This window comes from Aeromonas sp. (genome assembly GCF_050252055.1).
Lineage (GTDB): Bacteria > Pseudomonadota > Gammaproteobacteria > Enterobacterales > Aeromonadaceae > Aeromonas > Aeromonas caviae.
This window is the reverse complement of the sequence record NZ_JBFWLQ010000001.1, coordinates 657,709-672,890: the sequence shown is the minus strand read 5'-3', so window position 1 is coordinate 672,890 and position 15,182 is coordinate 657,709. Positions and strand designations below refer to the sequence as shown.

The window sequence follows — 15,182 nt, the reverse complement described above, 5'->3', positions numbered from 1 at the left end:
TCCATCCTACTGCTTGGTTGCCGGGGTCTGTTGTGCGCTGTTGCCGGCACGTTCAGTGGGCGCCACCACGACCCCGGGTTTGACTTTCTGCAGACCGGCGACGATCACCTTCTCGCCAGCCTTGAGACCGGACTCCACCACCCAGCTGTCGCCGGACATGCGGCCGACCTGCACTTCACGCAGTTCCACCTTGTTGTCCGCCGTCACCACCATGACGGTGGCACCGCCCTTGGGGGTACGGGTCACGGCAGTCTGGGGCACCAGCAGGCCTTGCGGGCGCTCGCCCTCCTGCAAGGTGGCACGCATGAACATGCCGGGCAGCAGCAGTTGATCCGGGTTGGGCACGATCACCCGCAGGGTCACCATGCCGGTCGCCTCGTCCACGGTCACGTCGGAGAACTGGAGGGCCCCTTTCTCGCCATACTGGCTGCCATCTTCCAGCTGGAAGCTGACACCGGCCCCGTCCTTCTCCCCCTGGGTCAGCTTGCCCTCGGCCACCAGGCGCTTGAGGCGCAGCAGGTCGGCGGTGGACTGGCGCACGTCCACGTACATGGGATCGAGCTGGGAGATGGAGGTGAGGCTGTCCGCCTGCTGGGCGGTGACCAGGGCTCCCTCGGTCACCGCCGATTTGCCGATGCGGCCGCTGATGGGGGCCGTGATGCGGGTGTAGGCCAGATTGATGTTGGCGGTCTGCAATGCGGCCTTGGCGGCCCCGATCTCGGCCAGCTGCTGTTTCCAGGCCGCGTCGGCGTCGTCATACTCCTGGCTGCTGATGGCTTTCACCTTCACCAGCTCGGCGTAGCGCTGGGCCTTGAGGCGGGCGCTGCGCTCGTTGGCCTCGGCCTTGGCGAGGTTGGCCTTGGCGGAAGCCACTTCGGCCTGATAGACGGCGGGATCAATCTGATAGAGCAGTTGACCGGCCTTGACGTCGCTCCCCTCGGTGAACAGGCGCTTGAGGATGATGCCGTTCACCTGGGGACGCACCTCGGCCACCCGCAGGGGGGCGGTGCGGCCGGTGAGCTCGGACAACAGTTGCAGGGGGGCCGTATGCAGGGTGACCACGTCCACGGCGGCGGGAGGCATCTCCCCCATGGCCTGCTGGGCCCCGTCCTTGTCACCACAGCCAGCCAGCAGGCCGCTTGCCAGCAAGGCAAGGCCGACCGAACGTGCGAGAATATGTTTATGCATCAAGTCTCTGAACCTCAGTTTCAATCAAAAAGAAGTGACAAAACCACAGGGTTTATAAGGCCCCTGTTGGTAAAACGGCGAAGATGAGGCAATATACATACATTCATGAATGTATGTAAGAAACTTTTTTCACTTTTAAACAGGACCGGAGTCAATGGCCAGACGCACCAAAGAAGAGGCGCAGCAAACCCGCTGCAACATCATGAGCACGGCCCTGGATCTCTTCTGCCAACAGGGGCTGGCACGCACCAGCCTGACCGATATCGCCAAGGCGACGGACCTCACCCGGGGCGCCATCTACTGGCACTTCAAGAATAAAGAAGAGCTGTTCGTCACCCTGTGGGAGGAGCTGTGTGCCCCCCTCTCCCACCAGCTCGATGCCTGTGTCGACGAGGCGGAGCCGGATCCCCTGGGCAAGCTGCGCAGCTTTCTCAAGGAGGTGATGCTCAAGATCAGCACCGAGCCCGCCCACCAGCAGATGTTCACCATCATGTTCAATCTGGAATCCATGGAGGGAGAGGCCGCCGTCATGCGCGAGCACATGCACCTGCAATCCATGAATTTCTTCCGGGATCTGGAGATCACCCTGGCCAATGCCGTGCACCGCGGCCAACTGCCCGAGGGGCTGGATCTGCGCCGCGCCGCCACCCTGCTCCACTGCACTCTGGACGGCTACATCATCAATTGGCTGCACTTCCCGGATCGCATCGATCTGATTGAGGAGTCGGACTTCCTCCTCGATACCCTGTTCACCCTCATCGCGAGCCCCACCCTTCGCCGCCACCCCTGAGTCAGCAAGACGCGCCGCCCCCGCCAATGCTCAACAGCCGGGGGCAAACCTGCTAGAGTAACGCCCCCCACCACGATGAGCCCGACACCCTTGCCACACGCCCCCGCGCCGGCGCACGACGCCGCCCCTCGCCCCGCCCTCGTGGCAGGCGCCCATGCCCCCTTCCTGGCCCTGCTGGGCAACGGCCGTCATCTGCTGGAGGCCGGTTGCGGGGCAGGAGAGGATCTGCGCCTCTTTCGCCAGCAAGGCCTCACCGTGACCGCCTTCGATGCGAGCCGGGCGCAGGCCGCTGCCGCCTCGCGCCTGTGCGGTCAGCCGGTGCGAGTCTGCCGCGTCGAGCAGATGCAAAGCGTCGTTCCCTATGACGGCATCTGGGCCAGCGGCTCCCTCCCCTGTCTGCCCGAGCACGAGATAGCCCCGGCGCTCGGTCATCTGGCCACCCTGCTCAAGGCCGGGGGCCCCCTCTACGCCTCCTTCCCCCACGGGAAGGGCGAACCGCTGCCACGGTCGGGGGAATATCCCCTGCAGACCCGGCTCGACGAGGCGGGACTGCGACGCCTGATCGCTCCCCTCCCCTTCACCCTGCACCATGGCTGGGTGGGGGAAGATGAAGTGAACGGCCCCTGGCTGCACGCCTTGCTGGTGCGGCGCTGATCCGCGAAAGCCCCCGGGGACAGTGACACCTCACGGCATTCAGCCCGTTAACAATATTTAACCCTGGGTTAACCACCATAAAGCAGACAAGATGCGGTGTTTGTGTTAAAAAGCGGCATTAAAATCAAAATTAAATAACAAATCAGACACCAACACCTGGATTCCCCCATGAAACTCGTTCTCAATCTGGTTGCCGGTATCCTCGCCGGCCTGCTGCTCGGTCTCTATGCCCCCGAATGGGTCGCCCGCGTGCTGTTCACCGCCAAGACGGTGATAGGCCAGCTCATCACCTTCACCATCCCGCTCATCATCCTCTTCTTCATCATGAGCGGCATCGCCAGCCTGCCGAAGAACTCCGGCAAGCTGCTGGGCAAGACGGTGGGGCTCTCCTACTGCTCCACCATACTGGCGGGCCTGTTCGCCTTCACCGTGGCGAGCCACCTGATCCCGCACCTGACCACGGCCGCCGAGCCCACCGCCGAGGCAGCCACCAAGCTCGCTTCCTACATCGACCTCGAGATCCCGCCCCTGTTCGGGGTGATGTCGGCCCTGGCCGCCGCCTTCGTGTTCGGCATCGGCATCAGCGCCACCCAGGCCACCGACCTGCGCCGGGTCGCCGATCAGGGCCGTGACATCATCGACCGCCTGCTGGCACGCGTGATCATTCCCCTGCTCCCCTTCTACATCGCCGGCGTCTTCGTCGAGATGACGGTGGAAGGCACCGTCTTCGCCACCCTCAAGACCTTCGGAGTGGTGCTGGTGATGGCCATCGTCATGCACTGGATCTGGCTCTGCGTCCTGTTCGTTGGCACCGGCCTCGCCCAGGGGCGCTCCCCCGTCATGCTCATCAAGAACATGCTGCCCGCCTACTTCACCGCCCTTGGCACCATGTCCAGCGCCGCCACCATTCCGGTGGCCCTGCAAGCCAGCAAGCGCAACGGCGTGAGCGACGGCATCGCCAACTTCACCGTGCCCCTGTGCGCCACCATCCACCTGTGCGGCTCCACCATCACCCTGGTAACCTGCGCCACGGCGGTGATGTTCCTCTCCGAGCACCTGGCCATTCCGGGCTACGGTACCATGGTGCCCTTCATCATGATGCTGGGCGTCATCATGATTGCCGCGCCGGGCGCACCGGGTGGCGGTGTCATGTCCGCGCTCGGCCTGCTCACTTCCATGCTCGGCTTCGGTGAGGCCTCCATCGCCCTGATGATCGCCCTCTACCTGGCCCAGGACAGCTTCGGCACCGCCTGCAACGTCACCGGTGACGGCGTCATCGCCCTGTGGGCCGACCGCTTCGCCCGGGGCGAGCCAGCACTCAGCACCGAGCAGAACGCAGCCTGATAGCGCAGGCAATAAAAAACGGGAGCCATCGGCTCCCGTTTTTCGTTGGCTGCACGCGGCTTGTCAGCCCCGGCGGCGGATCACCCCTTCTTGCATGGTGCTCGCCACCAGCACGCCGTCGCGGGTGAAGAACTGGCCGCGCACCAGACCCCGACCGCCGCTGGCGCTCGGGCTGTCCACCACGTAGAGCAGCCAGTCGTCCAGCCGGAACTCCCGGTGGAACCACATGGAGTGATCGATGGTGGCCACCTGCATGTCCGGCTCCCAGTAGGAGACCCCGTGGGGCTGCAGGGCGGCGAACAGGAAGTGGAAGTCGGAGGCATAGGCCAGCAGGTAGTTGTGGACCCGCTGATCGTCCGGCACCGGGCCATTGGCCTTGAACCAGGTGTAGCGAAGGGGCTCGTGGACATCCGGGCGAATGGGGTCCACCAGGGTCACGGGGCGAATTTCGATGGGCTTCTCGCACAGGATCTTGTCCCGCAGGGCCGCCGGGATCAGCTGCTCGTAGGGACGCACCAGCTCCAGCTCGCTCTTGAGCTGCTCGGGAGGCGTGATGCCGCCCGGCATCTTCGCCTGGTGCTCGAAGCCCTCGGCTTCCACCTGGAAGGAGGCGTTGAGGTAGAAGATGGGCTTGCCATTCTGGATGGCCTTGACCCGGCGGGTGGAGACGGTCTGGCCGTCGCGGATGTTCTCCACGTCGTAGACGATGGGCTTGTTGGCATCCCCGGGGCGCAGGAAGTAGGAGTGGAAACTATGGACCTGGCGGTCGCTTGCCACCGTCTGCTTGGCGGCTGACAAGGCCTGCCCCATCACCTGTCCGCCAAACACGGATCGCAACCCGAGATCCTGGCTCTGGCCCCGAAACAGGCCCTCCTCGATCTTTTCGAGCGCCAGCAACGCCAGCAGCTCATCCAGTACCTTGCTCATTGGTTTCTCCTGTCTTTGTGCGCGAAAGGCTAACAAGCCCGTCCCGACAGGGCAACCATCCTGATGCACATCCCCGTCTGCAACCACCTCCCCTTCAAAAAAGGGAAGTGTATGACGCTTTCCAGCCCGTACAGAGGGCACTCTGGCCCCCTCCCCTGGCAAGGGGAGGGCTGGGGTGGGGTCAGACGCGATCAAGCCATGCCCGAATAGAGACAACCACCCCAGGTAGATTCTCCATCACCTCCCTGTTGCTAAATCTCAGTACCGTCAGCGACAGGGCCGCCATGTAGGCATCCCGTCGCTTGTCATGACGCAAACCCCGCATGTCGAAATGGCTGTCGCCATCAACCTCAATGACCAACAACCGCTCGGGGCAGTAAAAATCCGCAATGTATGGGCCTATACCTTGCTGACGGCGAAACTTGACTCCGAGTTGCCCAGCCCGAAGCGCCTGCCACAATCGCCGTTCAGGCTCTGTTGGATTGTTTCGCTGTTCACGCCGTTTATCCAGCGTGGCCTCGCGGTTGAAAACACGAACTGGCTTCTCGTTCATGACAGTATTCCTCCGACTATGACCCCTGTCAGCATAACAACTACTCACCCCCTCCCAGCCTCCCCCTTCAAAAGGGGGAGGAGCTTGTCTGGCCCTTTCTCTCCCCTGTGCGATTCAGTCTCAAGGAGCCCGGCAGGAACAGAAAACAAAAAAGCCCGCACCTTGGGGTGCGGGCTTGTGGCGTGTCCGGGGCGAGCGGCCCGTGGTGGCGGCTTACTTGCTGCCGGTGCCGGAATTGCGGGTGGAGGAGGTCGGCTTGCGACGGGCGGTGGTGGCACGGGCGCGCGGCTCCTTGCCCTGCATCTCCTTGTGGCGCTTCACGGCGCGACGGATCTGGGCGGCCTGCTTGTGACGGGTGCTCTTGCCATCCTGCTGCAGATCGACCTTGGATTCGGTCTCGTTCGGCAGGTTGACCAGGCCGCGCAGGTAGTTCACCTCGGGCAGTTTCAGCTCCTGCCAGCCGCCGCGGGGGATGCCGCGATCCAGCTTGACGTCGCCGTAGCGGATACGCATCAGGCGGCTCACCTGTACTTCCTGGGACTCCCACAGGCGGCGCACTTCCCGGTTGCGGCCCTCGGTCAGGGTGACGTTGAACCACTGGTTCAGCCCTTCACCGCCGGCCGGCTTGATCTTGTTGAACTTGGCCATGCCGTCTTCCAGCTGCACGCCCTTGCGCAGGCGCTGCAGCATGGCTTCGGTGATCTCGCCAAAGACCCGCACCGCGTATTCCCGCTCCACTTCGTGGCTCGGGTGCATCAGCCGGTTCGCCAGCTCGCCGTCGGTGGTGAACAGCAAGAGGCCTGAGGTGTTGACGTCGAGGCGGCCGACCGCTATCCAGCGGGCGCCATCCATCTTGGGCAGACGATCAAACACGGTGGGACGTCCTTCCGGATCGTGGCGGGTGCACATCTCCCCTTCGGGCTTGTGGTAGGCCAGCACGCGGCAGATCACTTCCTCTGCGGCGCGGGTCTTGACCTGGTGGCCATCCACCCGGATCACGGCGTTCACTTCGACGCGATCCCCCAGCGTGGCGACCTTGCCATCCACGCTGACCCGACCTGCGGTGATCAGGGCCTCCATCTCACGACGGGAGCCTTGACCCGCGCGGGCCAATACTTTTTGCAGTTTTTCACTCATCGGGTTTACCTGATTGTTGATCGCTGCCCGCCGACATCGCGGACAACCTTGGCTCTTGTGAGAAGGCCCCGTTGGCCTCCCCACCATGTTCATGCTCAGCACGGCCTGCCAGAGGCTGACCGTCACCGCCCTCGCCCGGCATGAGCGACAAGGGGGCCTGCAGCTCGGGATCCAGCTCGGGGAGCTGCTCCAGACTCTGCAGGTTGAAATAGTCCAGAAATTCACGGGTGGTGGCGAGCAGCTCGGGGCGACCCGCCACCTCCTTGTGGCCGATGCTGCGCACCCAGCCACGCTCCTTGAGGGTGTTGACGATCTGGCTCGACACCGCCACCCCGCGGATGGCTTCTATCTCCGCCCGGGTGATGGGCTGACGATAGGCAATCAGCGTCAGCGTCTCCATCACGGCGCGGGAATAACGGGGAGCCCGCTCGCTCCACAGGCGCGACAGCTCCTCGGCATACTCCTGGCGGGCCTGGAAACGCCAGCCGGAGGCCACTTCTTTGAGCTCGACCCCCCTCTCGCTGTAATCCTGTCTGAGCTCTGCCAGCAGCAGCTGGACATAGCGGCCGGTGACCGGGTAGTCCGAGAGCACGCTGCCCTTGATTTCGCTCACCGTGAGGGGACGCCCCGCCACGAAGATCGCCGCCTCGATCAGGGTCTTCAATCGTTCAGCAGGCAGCGCCACGGTGGACCTCCCGGGTCCACGCCCCTGGCGCCGCACCTCGCTCAGTGTAGATGCTCATGCTCCTCCCCCTTCCCCTGACTGGCCAGGGCAAAATGGATGGGGCCCAGGGGCTCCGCCTGCAAGATCCAGATCAATTGTTCCTTGCACAGCTCCAGCAGGGCCAGGAAGGTCACCAGCACCCCCATGCGCCCCTCCTCGGCTCGCAGCACCTGCTCCAGGCGCAGGGTCTGGCCCAGGGAGAGCATGGCGAGGATCTCCGCCATCCGTACCCGGGTCGGGATCTGCTCGCGGCGGATCTGGTGATGTTCAAAATGAGTCGCGCGTTTTACCACACTTTGCATGTAAAGGGCGAGTTCAACCAGAGAAACATCGGGCGCCAATGGCTTCAAGGCACCAAAATCCGGCGCCATGGCGGCGGCGACGAAGATCTCCCGCTCCACCCTCGGCAGGGCATTGACCCGCTCCGCCCCCAGCTTGTAGCGCTCGTACTCCTGCAGGCGACGAATGAGGGTGACGCGAGGGTCTTCTCCCTCCTCCTCGTCTTCCAGCTCCGGGGCCTTGGGCAGCAGCAGGCGGGACTTTATCTCCGCGAGCCAGGCCGCCATCAGCAGGTATTCCGCCGCCAGCTCGAGGTTGAGCCCCTGCATCAGATCCACGTACTCCATGTACTGGGCGGTGATCTGCAGGATGGGCAGGTTGAGGATGTCGAGCTGCTGGCGCCGGATGAGGTAGAGCAAGAGATCCAGCGGCCCCTCGAAGGTGTCGAGAAACACCTCCAGCGCATCGGGGGGGATGAACAAGTCCTGGGGCAGCTCATGGTAGGGCTGCCCCAGCACGGTGGCGATGGGCGGGGGAAGGGAAGCCTCCCCCGTCGTGCCCGCGGGGGTTGTCAGCGCGGGCACGGGGTCGGCAAGATCACTCAAACGGCGTCGGATCCCCGGCACCGCGGCGACGCAGCACGGGCTCGTCGTCGGAGAAATCCACCACAGTGGTGGGCTGCTCGCCCAGATACCCGCCGTTGACCACCAGATCCAGCTGCTTGCCGAGCTTGTCGGCAATCTCCTCGGGGTCGAACTCCGCCATCTCGGAGCCCGGCAGGATCAGAGTGGTGGAGAGCAGCGGCTCACCGAGGGCCTCGAGCAAGGCCAGTGCGATGTTGTTGGCCGGGACCCGGATGCCGATGGTCTTCTTCTTCTCGTTCATGAGGCGACGCGGCACCTCCTTGGTGGCCTTGAAGATGAAGGTGTAGGGTCCGGGGGTGTTGTTCTTGACCAGCCGGAAGGCGGTGTTGTCCACCTTGGCATAGGTGGAGATCTCCGAGAGATCACGGCACACCAGGGTGAAGTCGTGGTTCGGCTCGATGCGACGGATGCGGCAGATGCGCTCCAGGGCATCCTTGTTGCCCATCTGGCAGCCCAGGGCGTAGCCGGAGTCGGTGGGATAGACGATGACGCCGCCGTTTTGCAGGATCTGCACCGCCTGGCTGATGAGGCGAACCTGGGGATTGTCGGGATGTACGTAAAAATGCTGACTCATATGCTCTTCTCGCGATAGGGGGCACGCTCGTTGCCCGCTTCATGGTCAAGGGCCCCTTGGCCCATGACACTACCTTAACCTGTTTGACGCAGACTCGCCTGCATCAAAGATGCCGGCCCGGGGGGTCAGCGGCTGGCCAGCAGGCCCGCATGCTCCTCGGGGGTGAGCCCGAAATGACCGGGGTGACCCAGCCACAGCGGCATCCCCTCCTTGGGGAGCCAGAGGTGGCGGCCAAGCTCGGTCCAGTTGGAGGGGAAGTGAAAATCGGACCCCACCGAAATATAGAGATCGTGCTCCCTGGCCCACTGGCCGAGATTCGCCCGCTCCTGGGGGCTCTGCTGGGGCAGGGAGACCTCCATGGCATCCCCCCCGACGGCCTTGAAGGCCACCAGCAGCCGCTTGATCCACTTGGCGGTGAGATTGTAGCGGCTCGGGTGGGCCAGCACCGCCAGCCCGCCTGCGGCGTGGATGGCCTCAATGGCCTCCCCCATCCCGGGCCACTCGGCGGGCACATAGCCCTTGTTGCCCCGGCTCAGGTACTTCTTGAACACCTTCTGCATATTGTCGGCCACCCCGCGCGCCACCAGCACCCGGGCAAAGTGGGCCCGGGTCACGGCGGCGTCACCGGCAAGCTGCTTGGCCTCTTCATAGGTCCCCGGGATGAGGCACTTCTCCAGACGACGCCCGATTTCCTCGGCGCGCGCCTCCCGGCGAGCCCGCTGCCCTGCCAGAAAGGCGAGCAACTGGGGATTTTTCTCGTCCACCCCGAGGGCCACGATGTGGATCTCGTGATGCTCCCACCCGGTGGAGATCTCCACCCCGCTCACCAGGCGCAGTGGCAACTGGTCGGCCGAGATGGTCTGGCGCACCTCCTCAAGCCCGTCGAGGGTATCGTGGTCAGTGACCGCTAACACCTCCACCCCTTTTTCGGCGGCGCGGCGCACCAGGTCGGCGGGGCTCAGCACCCCGTCCGAGGCGGTGGTGTGGCAATGCAGATCGAATCTCATCGGCGTGTTTCGCTCTTGTTTGGGACCTGCCTGGAAAAGGCCGGCAAAAAAGCGACTTGACTTGGCCGCGGCTTTATCGTTTTCTGTAGGCACTTCATTGCAAACATCTTTTTACAGGACTCAATCTCATGCAAGCGACTTCCATCCTGACCATCTGGTGGTGGCACACTCCCTGACATGCGGGCGTGTGGTCGTTGCTGTACCTGTAATCTGACAGCAAGTTAAGAACCCAAAGAAAAAGCCCGCTGACCCCAGCGGGCTTTTTTATTATCCGGCAAATGGACCTGTGATGAAACCGACAATTCAGAGAAGCACACTGACATGGCGATGGCGAACTCGCTGACGTGACCCGAACCCGACCCATTTTCAAGAGAGACAGCGCCATGACCATCGGTGACACACAACACATGCAAGGGAAGGCATTATGACAGGCAACAAGACCCGTTTGCCCCTGGGCGAATTCGATACCATCCGGCTCAATGCCCCCTATGTGACAGACCCCCTGGCACTCTATACCCGACTCTGCCAGGACAGACCCAACAACCTGCTGCTCGAATCGGTGGAGATCGACTCCAAGGCCGGCACCCAGAGCCTGCTGCTGGTGGACGCCTGCCTGCGCATCGAGTGCCGCGGCCGCGCCGTGCAGGTGCGCCCCCTCGGCGACAACGGCGCAGCTCTGCTGCGCCTGCTGGAGCAGCGCCTGCCCGCCGTCATCACCCAGACCCGGGTGGCGGACGAGCTGCACCTCGACTTCCCGGCGTCCGATCGGGAACTTGACGAAGACAGCCGCCTCAAGGGCAGCAGCGTGCTGGACGTGCTGCGTACCCTGCAGCGGGAGCTGCAATGCCAGCAGGGCAAAGAAGCCCTCTTCATGGCGGGCAGCTTCGCCTACGACCTCATCGCCTCCTTTGAAGACTTGCCCGAGGTGCCAGAGGGGAGCAACGACTGCCCTGACTACTGCTTCTATGTGGCCGAAACCCTGATCACCATCGATCACATCAAGCAGAGCACCCAGTTGGTGGCCTGCCTGTTCGGCGGCGAAGAGGATGAGCAGCTGGACGCGCGCTACGCCCGCCTGACCGCTCGCCTCGAGTCCTTCAAACAGGCCTGTCAGCAGCCGCTGCCTGCGCCGCAGGGCACGGCGCCGCTGACCGGCGCCCTGGCCGTCGACAAGGGGGACAAGCAGTTCTGCGCCGAGGTCGAGAAGCTCAAGGGCTTCATCCGCCGTGGTGACATCTTCCAGGTGGTGCCGTCCCGCAGCTTCTCCCTCCCCTGCCCGGATCCCGTCGCCGCCTATCGCCGCCTCAAGCAGACCAACCCCAGCCCCTACATGTTCTACGTGCAGGACGAGGGCTTCACCCTGTTTGGCGCCTCCCCCGAGAGCGCGGTCAAGTTCTGCGCCAACAGCCGCCAGGTGGAGATGTACCCCATCGCCGGCACCCGCCGCCGTGGGCTCAACCCGGACGGCAGCATCAACCTGGATCTGGACGGCCGCATCGAGCTGGAGCTGCGCCAGGACGAGAAAGAGGTGGCCGAGCACCTGATGCTGGTGGATCTGGGCCGCAACGACATCGCCCGCATCTCCGCCCCCGGTACCCGCTACGTCAAGGATCTGCTCAAAGTGGATCGCTACAGCCACGTCATGCACCTGGTCTCCCGGGTGGTGGGCACCCTTCGCGACGACCTTGACGCCCTGCACGCCTACCAGGCCTGCATGAACATGGGCACCCTGACCGGAGCCCCCAAGCTGCGCGCCAGCGAGCTCATCCGCATGGTGGAAGGCAAGCGTCGCGGCAGCTACGGCGGCGCCGTGGGTTACCTGAACGGCGCAGGGGAAATGGACACCTGCATCGTCATCCGCTCCGCCTTCGTGAAAGAGGGGGTCGCCCATGTCCAGGCCGGCGCCGGGGTGGTCTATGACTCCAAACCCCAGGCCGAGGCGGACGAGACCCGCGCCAAGGCGGCGGCCGTGCTGGCCGCCATCGCTGCCAGCCATGGCACCTCCCTGCAGGCCCTCAGCGCCCAGCAGGAACAACACAAGGACGTGAGCCATGACTAACATCTTCCTGCTCGACAACTTCGACTCGTTCACTTACAACGCTTTGGCCGACCAGTTCCGCACTTCGAAGGAGCAGTCCCATGACTAACATCTTCCTGCTCGACAACTTCGACTCGTTTACCTACAACCTCGTCGACCAGTTCCGCACCCTGGGCTACCCGGTGCGCATCTACCGCAACAGCCTGCCTGCGAGCCGCATCATGCAGGAGATCGACGCCTGCGAAGGGGACGCCGTGCTGGTGCTCTCCCCGGGGCCGGGCGCTCCCCATGAGGCGGGCTGCCTCATCGACCTCATCAAGCTGGCCCGGGGCCGGGTGCCCATCCTCGGCATCTGCCTCGGTCATCAGGCCCTGTGCGAAGCCTACGGCGGCACCGTCGGGGCGGCGGGGGAAATCGTCCACGGCAAGCGCTCCCTCATCGAGCACAACGGCCATGGCGCCTTCGCGGGGCTGCCGAGCCCCTTGCCGGTGGCCCGCTACCACTCCCTGGTGGCCACCTATGTGCCACAAGAGTTGCAGGTGATTGCCCACTATCAGGGCATGCCCATGGCCATCGAGCAGCGTGACGAGCGGGTGCTGGGCTTCCAGTTCCACCCGGAATCCATCATGACCAGCGAAGGGGCCCGCCTGCTCACCCAGGCCCTCGCCCATGTCACCCGTCCAGAAAGCCACGTGCGGTAAGGAAGAGACCATGCATCAACATCTCAATACCCTCTATCAGGGTCAGTCTCTCACCCGCGACGCCGCCCGCGATGCCTTCGGCCAGGTGGTTCGTGGTGAAGTGGATCCCATCGTGCTCGCGAGCCTTTTGACCGCCCTCAAGATCAAGGGGGAGACCCCGGAGGAGATCGCCGGCGCCGCCGAGGCGCTCTTGGCCGAAGCCCGCGACTTCCCGCGCCCGGACTATGCCTTCTGCGACATCGTCGGCACCGGAGGGGACGGCCTCAACACCATCAACGTCTCCACCACCTCGGCCCTGGTGGCCGCCGCCTGCGGCCTGAAAGTGGCCAAGCACGGCAACCGCTCGGTCTCGAGCAAGTCGGGGTCGAGCGATCTGCTCGATAAAATGGGCATCAAGCTCGACATGAGCCCGGCCCAGGCCCGCCGCTGCCTGGACGAGCTCGGGGTCTGCTTCCTGTTCGCCCCCCAGTACCACGCCGGGGTACGCCACGCCATGCCGGTGCGCCAGGCCCTCAAGACCCGCACCCTGTTCAACGTGCTGGGGCCGCTCATCAACCCCGCTCGCCCCAGCTTCCAGCTGATGGGGGTCTATGCCCCCGAGCTGGTGCGCCCCATCGCCGAAACCCTGCTGGCACTCGGCCTGAAAACCGGTATGGTGGTGCACGGCGCCGGTCTCGACGAGATTGCCATCCACGGCCCGACCCAGGTGGCGGAGATCCGCGACGGCGAAATTCGCGAGTACTTGCTCACCCCGGCGGACTTTGGCCTCGACACCTACCCGGTCAGCGCCATCCAGGGCGGTGAGCCCGAGGAGAACCGCGCCATCACCGCCGCCATCCTGGAAGGGCGCGGCAGCCCGGCCCACAACGCCGCCATCGCCGCCAACGTGGCGCCGCTCCTGGTGATGGCGGGCGAGGCCCCGGACTTTAGGCAGGCCGCCGCCCGGGTGCTGGCGGTGCTGGCAAGCGGCCAGGCCGCCCTCCTCGCCCGGGATCTCGCCACCCTGAGCCATCAGGAGGCATGATGTCAGCCACCACCACCGCGTGCCCCAGGGGCACTCACCCAGAACGCCCGACGGGCAACAGCCAGCTTCGCAAGGATAACGAGATGTCAGATGTCATTGCTCCCCACGCCTTTCTGAACATGGCCTCCATCAGCCAGACCATTCTCGGCAAGATCGTGGCGGCCAAGCAGGAGTGGGTCGCCGCCCACAAGGAGAGCCAGCCCCTGGCGAGCTTCCAGGACGCGCTGACCCCAAGCGATCGGGATTTCGAGGGGGATCTGCGCAAAGGCTCCACCCGCTTCATTCTGGAGTGCAAGAAGGCCTCCCCCTCCAAGGGCTTGATCCGCAACGACTTCAGCCCGGAGGCCATCGCCGACATCTATGGCCACTACGCCACCGCCATCTCGGTGCTGACGGACGAGAAGTTCTTCCAGGGGGATTTCGCCTTCCTGCCCCGGGTACGCGGCCGCGTCCAGCAGCCGGTGCTCTGCAAGGACTTCATGATTGACCCCTATCAGGTCTATCTGGCCCGCCACTATCAGGCGGACGCCATCCTCCTGATGCTCTCCGTGCTCACCGACGAGGGGTATCGCGCCCTGTTCAACGTGGCGAAAGAGTTGGGCCTCGGGGTGCTCACCGAGGTGAGCAACGAGGAGGAGCTGACCCGCGCCATCGACCTCGGCGCCCCGGTGATTGGCATCAACAACCGGGATCTGCGGGATTTGAGCGTCGATCTTGCCCGCACCCGGCAGCTGGCGGCCAGGATCCCGGGGGATCGGGTGGTGATCAGCGAATCCGGCATCAACCACCGCGCCCAGGTGGCGGCCTTGCGCCACCACGCCAAGGGCTTCCTGGTGGGATCTTCCCTCATGGCGGAGCCGGATCTGGAGGCCGCGGTGCGCAAGCTCGTGCTCGGCCAGAACAAGGTGTGCGGCCTGACTCGTCCCGAGGACGCCGCCGCCGCCCATCAGGCGGGCGCCGTGTTCGGCGGCCTTATCTTTGTGGCGAAAAGCCCGCGCTACGTGGACATTCCCGCCGCCCGCGCCGTGATGGCGGGTGCGCCGCTCTCTTACGTCGGGGTGTTTCGCAATGCCCAGCCCGCCACCATCGCCAAGACGGTGGATGCGCTGGGGCTCGCCGCCGTGCAACTGCACGGGGATGAAGATGCCGCCTATGTCGAGGCACTGCGCGCGCTGCTGCCGGCAGGCTGCCAGATCTGGAAAGCGGTTGGAGTCACAAGTGGCGAGTCCCTGCCCGCCCTAGACTACCCGGCGGATCGCCTGCTGCTGGATACGAAAGTCGGCAGCCAGAGCGGCGGCACCGGTCAGGCGTTCGACTGGACTCTTCTGGCCGGGCTCGACAAGAGCAAACTGATGCTGGCAGGGGGGCTCAACCCCGACAACGCCCTCGAGGCCGCCCGGGTGGGCTGTCTCGGCCTTGATTTCAACTCCGGGGTGGAGAGTGCCCCGGGCAGGAAGGATGCCCACAAGCTGACGGCCGCCTTTGGCGCCCTGCGCCAACTGTGAGCGCCCCCGTGACTCATTCAACGAATTAATGAACTGCGTTTGCCCATAAGCACAAGGAATAATGTATGACCCTGCTCAATCCGTTTTTTGGTG

The 15,182-nt window shown here is 64.5% G+C and carries 15 protein-coding genes; 7 read left to right on the top strand and 8 right to left on the bottom strand.

The genetic code is table 11. The annotated features are described in order from the left end of the window. Positions 1 to 6 precede the first annotated feature (6 nt). Positions 7 to 1,188, bottom strand: coding sequence for an efflux RND transporter periplasmic adaptor subunit (locus AB7E19_RS03030; protein ID WP_010673710.1), 1,182 nt, complete (start codon positions 1,186 to 1,188; stop codon positions 7 to 9). 154 nt (positions 1,189 to 1,342) lie between these two features. On the opposite strand from AB7E19_RS03030, the gene AB7E19_RS03025 reads away from it, so the two are divergent. From AB7E19_RS03025 to AB7E19_RS03015, 3 genes are all read left to right on the top strand, one after another. Next, complete coding sequence (locus AB7E19_RS03025) at positions 1,343 to 1,978, top strand: TetR family transcriptional regulator (protein WP_045524073.1); 636 nt, start codon at positions 1,343 to 1,345, stop codon at positions 1,976 to 1,978. Between the two features lie 90 nt (positions 1,979 to 2,068). After that, positions 2,069 to 2,632 carry a class I SAM-dependent methyltransferase gene (locus tag AB7E19_RS03020; RefSeq protein ID WP_223954481.1) on the top strand — a complete coding sequence of 188 codons (564 nt, stop codon included), beginning with the start codon at positions 2,069 to 2,071 and terminating at the stop codon, positions 2,630 to 2,632. A gap of 168 nt (positions 2,633 to 2,800) precedes the next feature. After that, on the top strand, positions 2,801 to 3,976 hold the full coding sequence (locus tag AB7E19_RS03015; protein WP_427934604.1) for a dicarboxylate/amino acid:cation symporter: 1,176 nt from the start codon (positions 2,801 to 2,803) through the stop codon (positions 3,974 to 3,976). A 63-nt stretch (positions 3,977 to 4,039) separates the two neighbouring features. On the opposite strand, the gene tesB is transcribed toward AB7E19_RS03015, so the two are convergent. From tesB to rnm, 7 genes are all read right to left on the bottom strand, one after another. Then, positions 4,040 to 4,903 (bottom strand): acyl-CoA thioesterase II, encoded by an 864-nt coding sequence (tesB, locus tag AB7E19_RS03010; protein WP_041213207.1) that lies wholly within the window; start codon positions 4,901 to 4,903, stop codon positions 4,040 to 4,042. A gap of 181 nt (positions 4,904 to 5,084) precedes the next feature. Further along, positions 5,085 to 5,456, bottom strand: a complete 372-nt coding sequence (locus AB7E19_RS03005) for an endonuclease domain-containing protein (protein ID WP_322131157.1) — start codon at positions 5,454 to 5,456, stop codon at positions 5,085 to 5,087. A gap of 213 nt (positions 5,457 to 5,669) precedes the next feature. Next, complete coding sequence (rluB, locus tag AB7E19_RS03000) at positions 5,670 to 6,593, bottom strand: 23S rRNA pseudouridine(2605) synthase RluB (protein WP_039039190.1); 924 nt, start codon at positions 6,591 to 6,593, stop codon at positions 5,670 to 5,672. Next, complete coding sequence (gene scpB, locus AB7E19_RS02995; RefSeq protein ID WP_102948670.1) at positions 6,586 to 7,278, bottom strand: SMC-Scp complex subunit ScpB; 693 nt, start codon at positions 7,276 to 7,278, stop codon at positions 6,586 to 6,588. Before scpB ends, rluB begins: the two co-directional genes overlap by 8 nt. A 41-nt stretch (positions 7,279 to 7,319) precedes the next feature. Next, positions 7,320 to 8,201, bottom strand: a complete 882-nt coding sequence (locus AB7E19_RS02990; RefSeq protein WP_010673703.1) for a segregation and condensation protein A — start codon at positions 8,199 to 8,201, stop codon at positions 7,320 to 7,322. Then, complete coding sequence (locus tag AB7E19_RS02985) at positions 8,194 to 8,814, bottom strand: L-threonylcarbamoyladenylate synthase (RefSeq protein WP_010673702.1); 621 nt, start codon at positions 8,812 to 8,814, stop codon at positions 8,194 to 8,196. The genes AB7E19_RS02990 and AB7E19_RS02985 overlap by 8 nt, the downstream gene beginning before the upstream one ends. A gap of 125 nt (positions 8,815 to 8,939) precedes the next feature. Beyond that, on the bottom strand, positions 8,940 to 9,821 hold the full coding sequence (gene rnm, locus AB7E19_RS02980) for an RNase RNM (RefSeq protein WP_039039192.1): 882 nt from the start codon (positions 9,819 to 9,821) through the stop codon (positions 8,940 to 8,942). Positions 9,822 to 10,245: 424 nt separating this feature from the next. Here rnm and AB7E19_RS02975 point away from each other — a divergent pair, with 424 nt between their 5' ends. From AB7E19_RS02975 to trpCF, 4 genes are all read left to right on the top strand, one after another. Then, positions 10,246 to 11,880: an anthranilate synthase component 1 gene (locus tag AB7E19_RS02975; RefSeq protein ID WP_427934603.1), complete on the top strand. Its 1,635-nt coding sequence runs from the start codon at positions 10,246 to 10,248 to the stop codon at positions 11,878 to 11,880. Between the two features lie 80 nt (positions 11,881 to 11,960). Continuing rightward, positions 11,961 to 12,560 (top strand): aminodeoxychorismate/anthranilate synthase component II, encoded by a 600-nt coding sequence (locus tag AB7E19_RS02970; RefSeq protein WP_039039194.1) that lies wholly within the window; start codon positions 11,961 to 11,963, stop codon positions 12,558 to 12,560. A 10-nt stretch (positions 12,561 to 12,570) separates the two neighbouring features. Continuing rightward, the gene (gene trpD, locus AB7E19_RS02965) at positions 12,571 to 13,584 is read left to right on the top strand and encodes an anthranilate phosphoribosyltransferase (RefSeq protein ID WP_010673697.1); all 1,014 of its coding nucleotides are present in this window, start codon (positions 12,571 to 12,573) and stop codon (positions 13,582 to 13,584) included. Next, on the top strand, positions 13,584 to 15,089 hold the full coding sequence (gene trpCF / locus AB7E19_RS02960; protein ID WP_427934602.1) for a bifunctional indole-3-glycerol-phosphate synthase TrpC/phosphoribosylanthranilate isomerase TrpF: 1,506 nt from the start codon (positions 13,584 to 13,586) through the stop codon (positions 15,087 to 15,089). The genes trpD and trpCF overlap by 1 nt, the downstream gene beginning before the upstream one ends. Positions 15,090 to 15,182: the final 93 nt, after the last annotated feature.

What these genes read in the sequence shown, in the direction of transcription:
- AB7E19_RS03030 (WP_010673710.1), bottom strand. Translation starts at nt 1,188, where the DNA reads ATGCATAAACATATTCTCGCACGTTCGGTCGGCCTTGCCTTGCTGGCA.
- AB7E19_RS03025 (WP_045524073.1), top strand. Translation starts at nt 1,343, where the DNA reads ATGGCCAGACGCACCAAAGAAGAGGCGCAGCAAACCCGCTGCAACATC.
- AB7E19_RS03015 (WP_427934604.1), top strand. Translation starts at nt 2,801, where the DNA reads ATGAAACTCGTTCTCAATCTGGTTGCCGGTATCCTCGCCGGCCTGCTG.
- tesB (WP_041213207.1), bottom strand. Translation starts at nt 4,903, where the DNA reads ATGAGCAAGGTACTGGATGAGCTGCTGGCGTTGCTGGCGCTCGAAAAG.
- AB7E19_RS03005 (WP_322131157.1), bottom strand. Translation starts at nt 5,456, where the DNA reads ATGAACGAGAAGCCAGTTCGTGTTTTCAACCGCGAGGCCACGCTGGAT.
- rluB (WP_039039190.1), bottom strand. Translation starts at nt 6,593, where the DNA reads ATGAGTGAAAAACTGCAAAAAGTATTGGCCCGCGCGGGTCAAGGCTCC.
- AB7E19_RS02985 (WP_010673702.1), bottom strand. Translation starts at nt 8,814, where the DNA reads ATGAGTCAGCATTTTTACGTACATCCCGACAATCCCCAGGTTCGCCTC.
- rnm (WP_039039192.1), bottom strand. Translation starts at nt 9,821, where the DNA reads ATGAGATTCGATCTGCATTGCCACACCACCGCCTCGGACGGGGTGCTG.
- AB7E19_RS02975 (WP_427934603.1), top strand. Translation starts at nt 10,246, where the DNA reads ATGACAGGCAACAAGACCCGTTTGCCCCTGGGCGAATTCGATACCATC.
- AB7E19_RS02970 (WP_039039194.1), top strand. Translation starts at nt 11,961, where the DNA reads ATGACTAACATCTTCCTGCTCGACAACTTCGACTCGTTTACCTACAAC.
- trpD (WP_010673697.1), top strand. Translation starts at nt 12,571, where the DNA reads ATGCATCAACATCTCAATACCCTCTATCAGGGTCAGTCTCTCACCCGC.
- trpCF (WP_427934602.1), top strand. Translation starts at nt 13,584, where the DNA reads ATGTCAGCCACCACCACCGCGTGCCCCAGGGGCACTCACCCAGAACGC.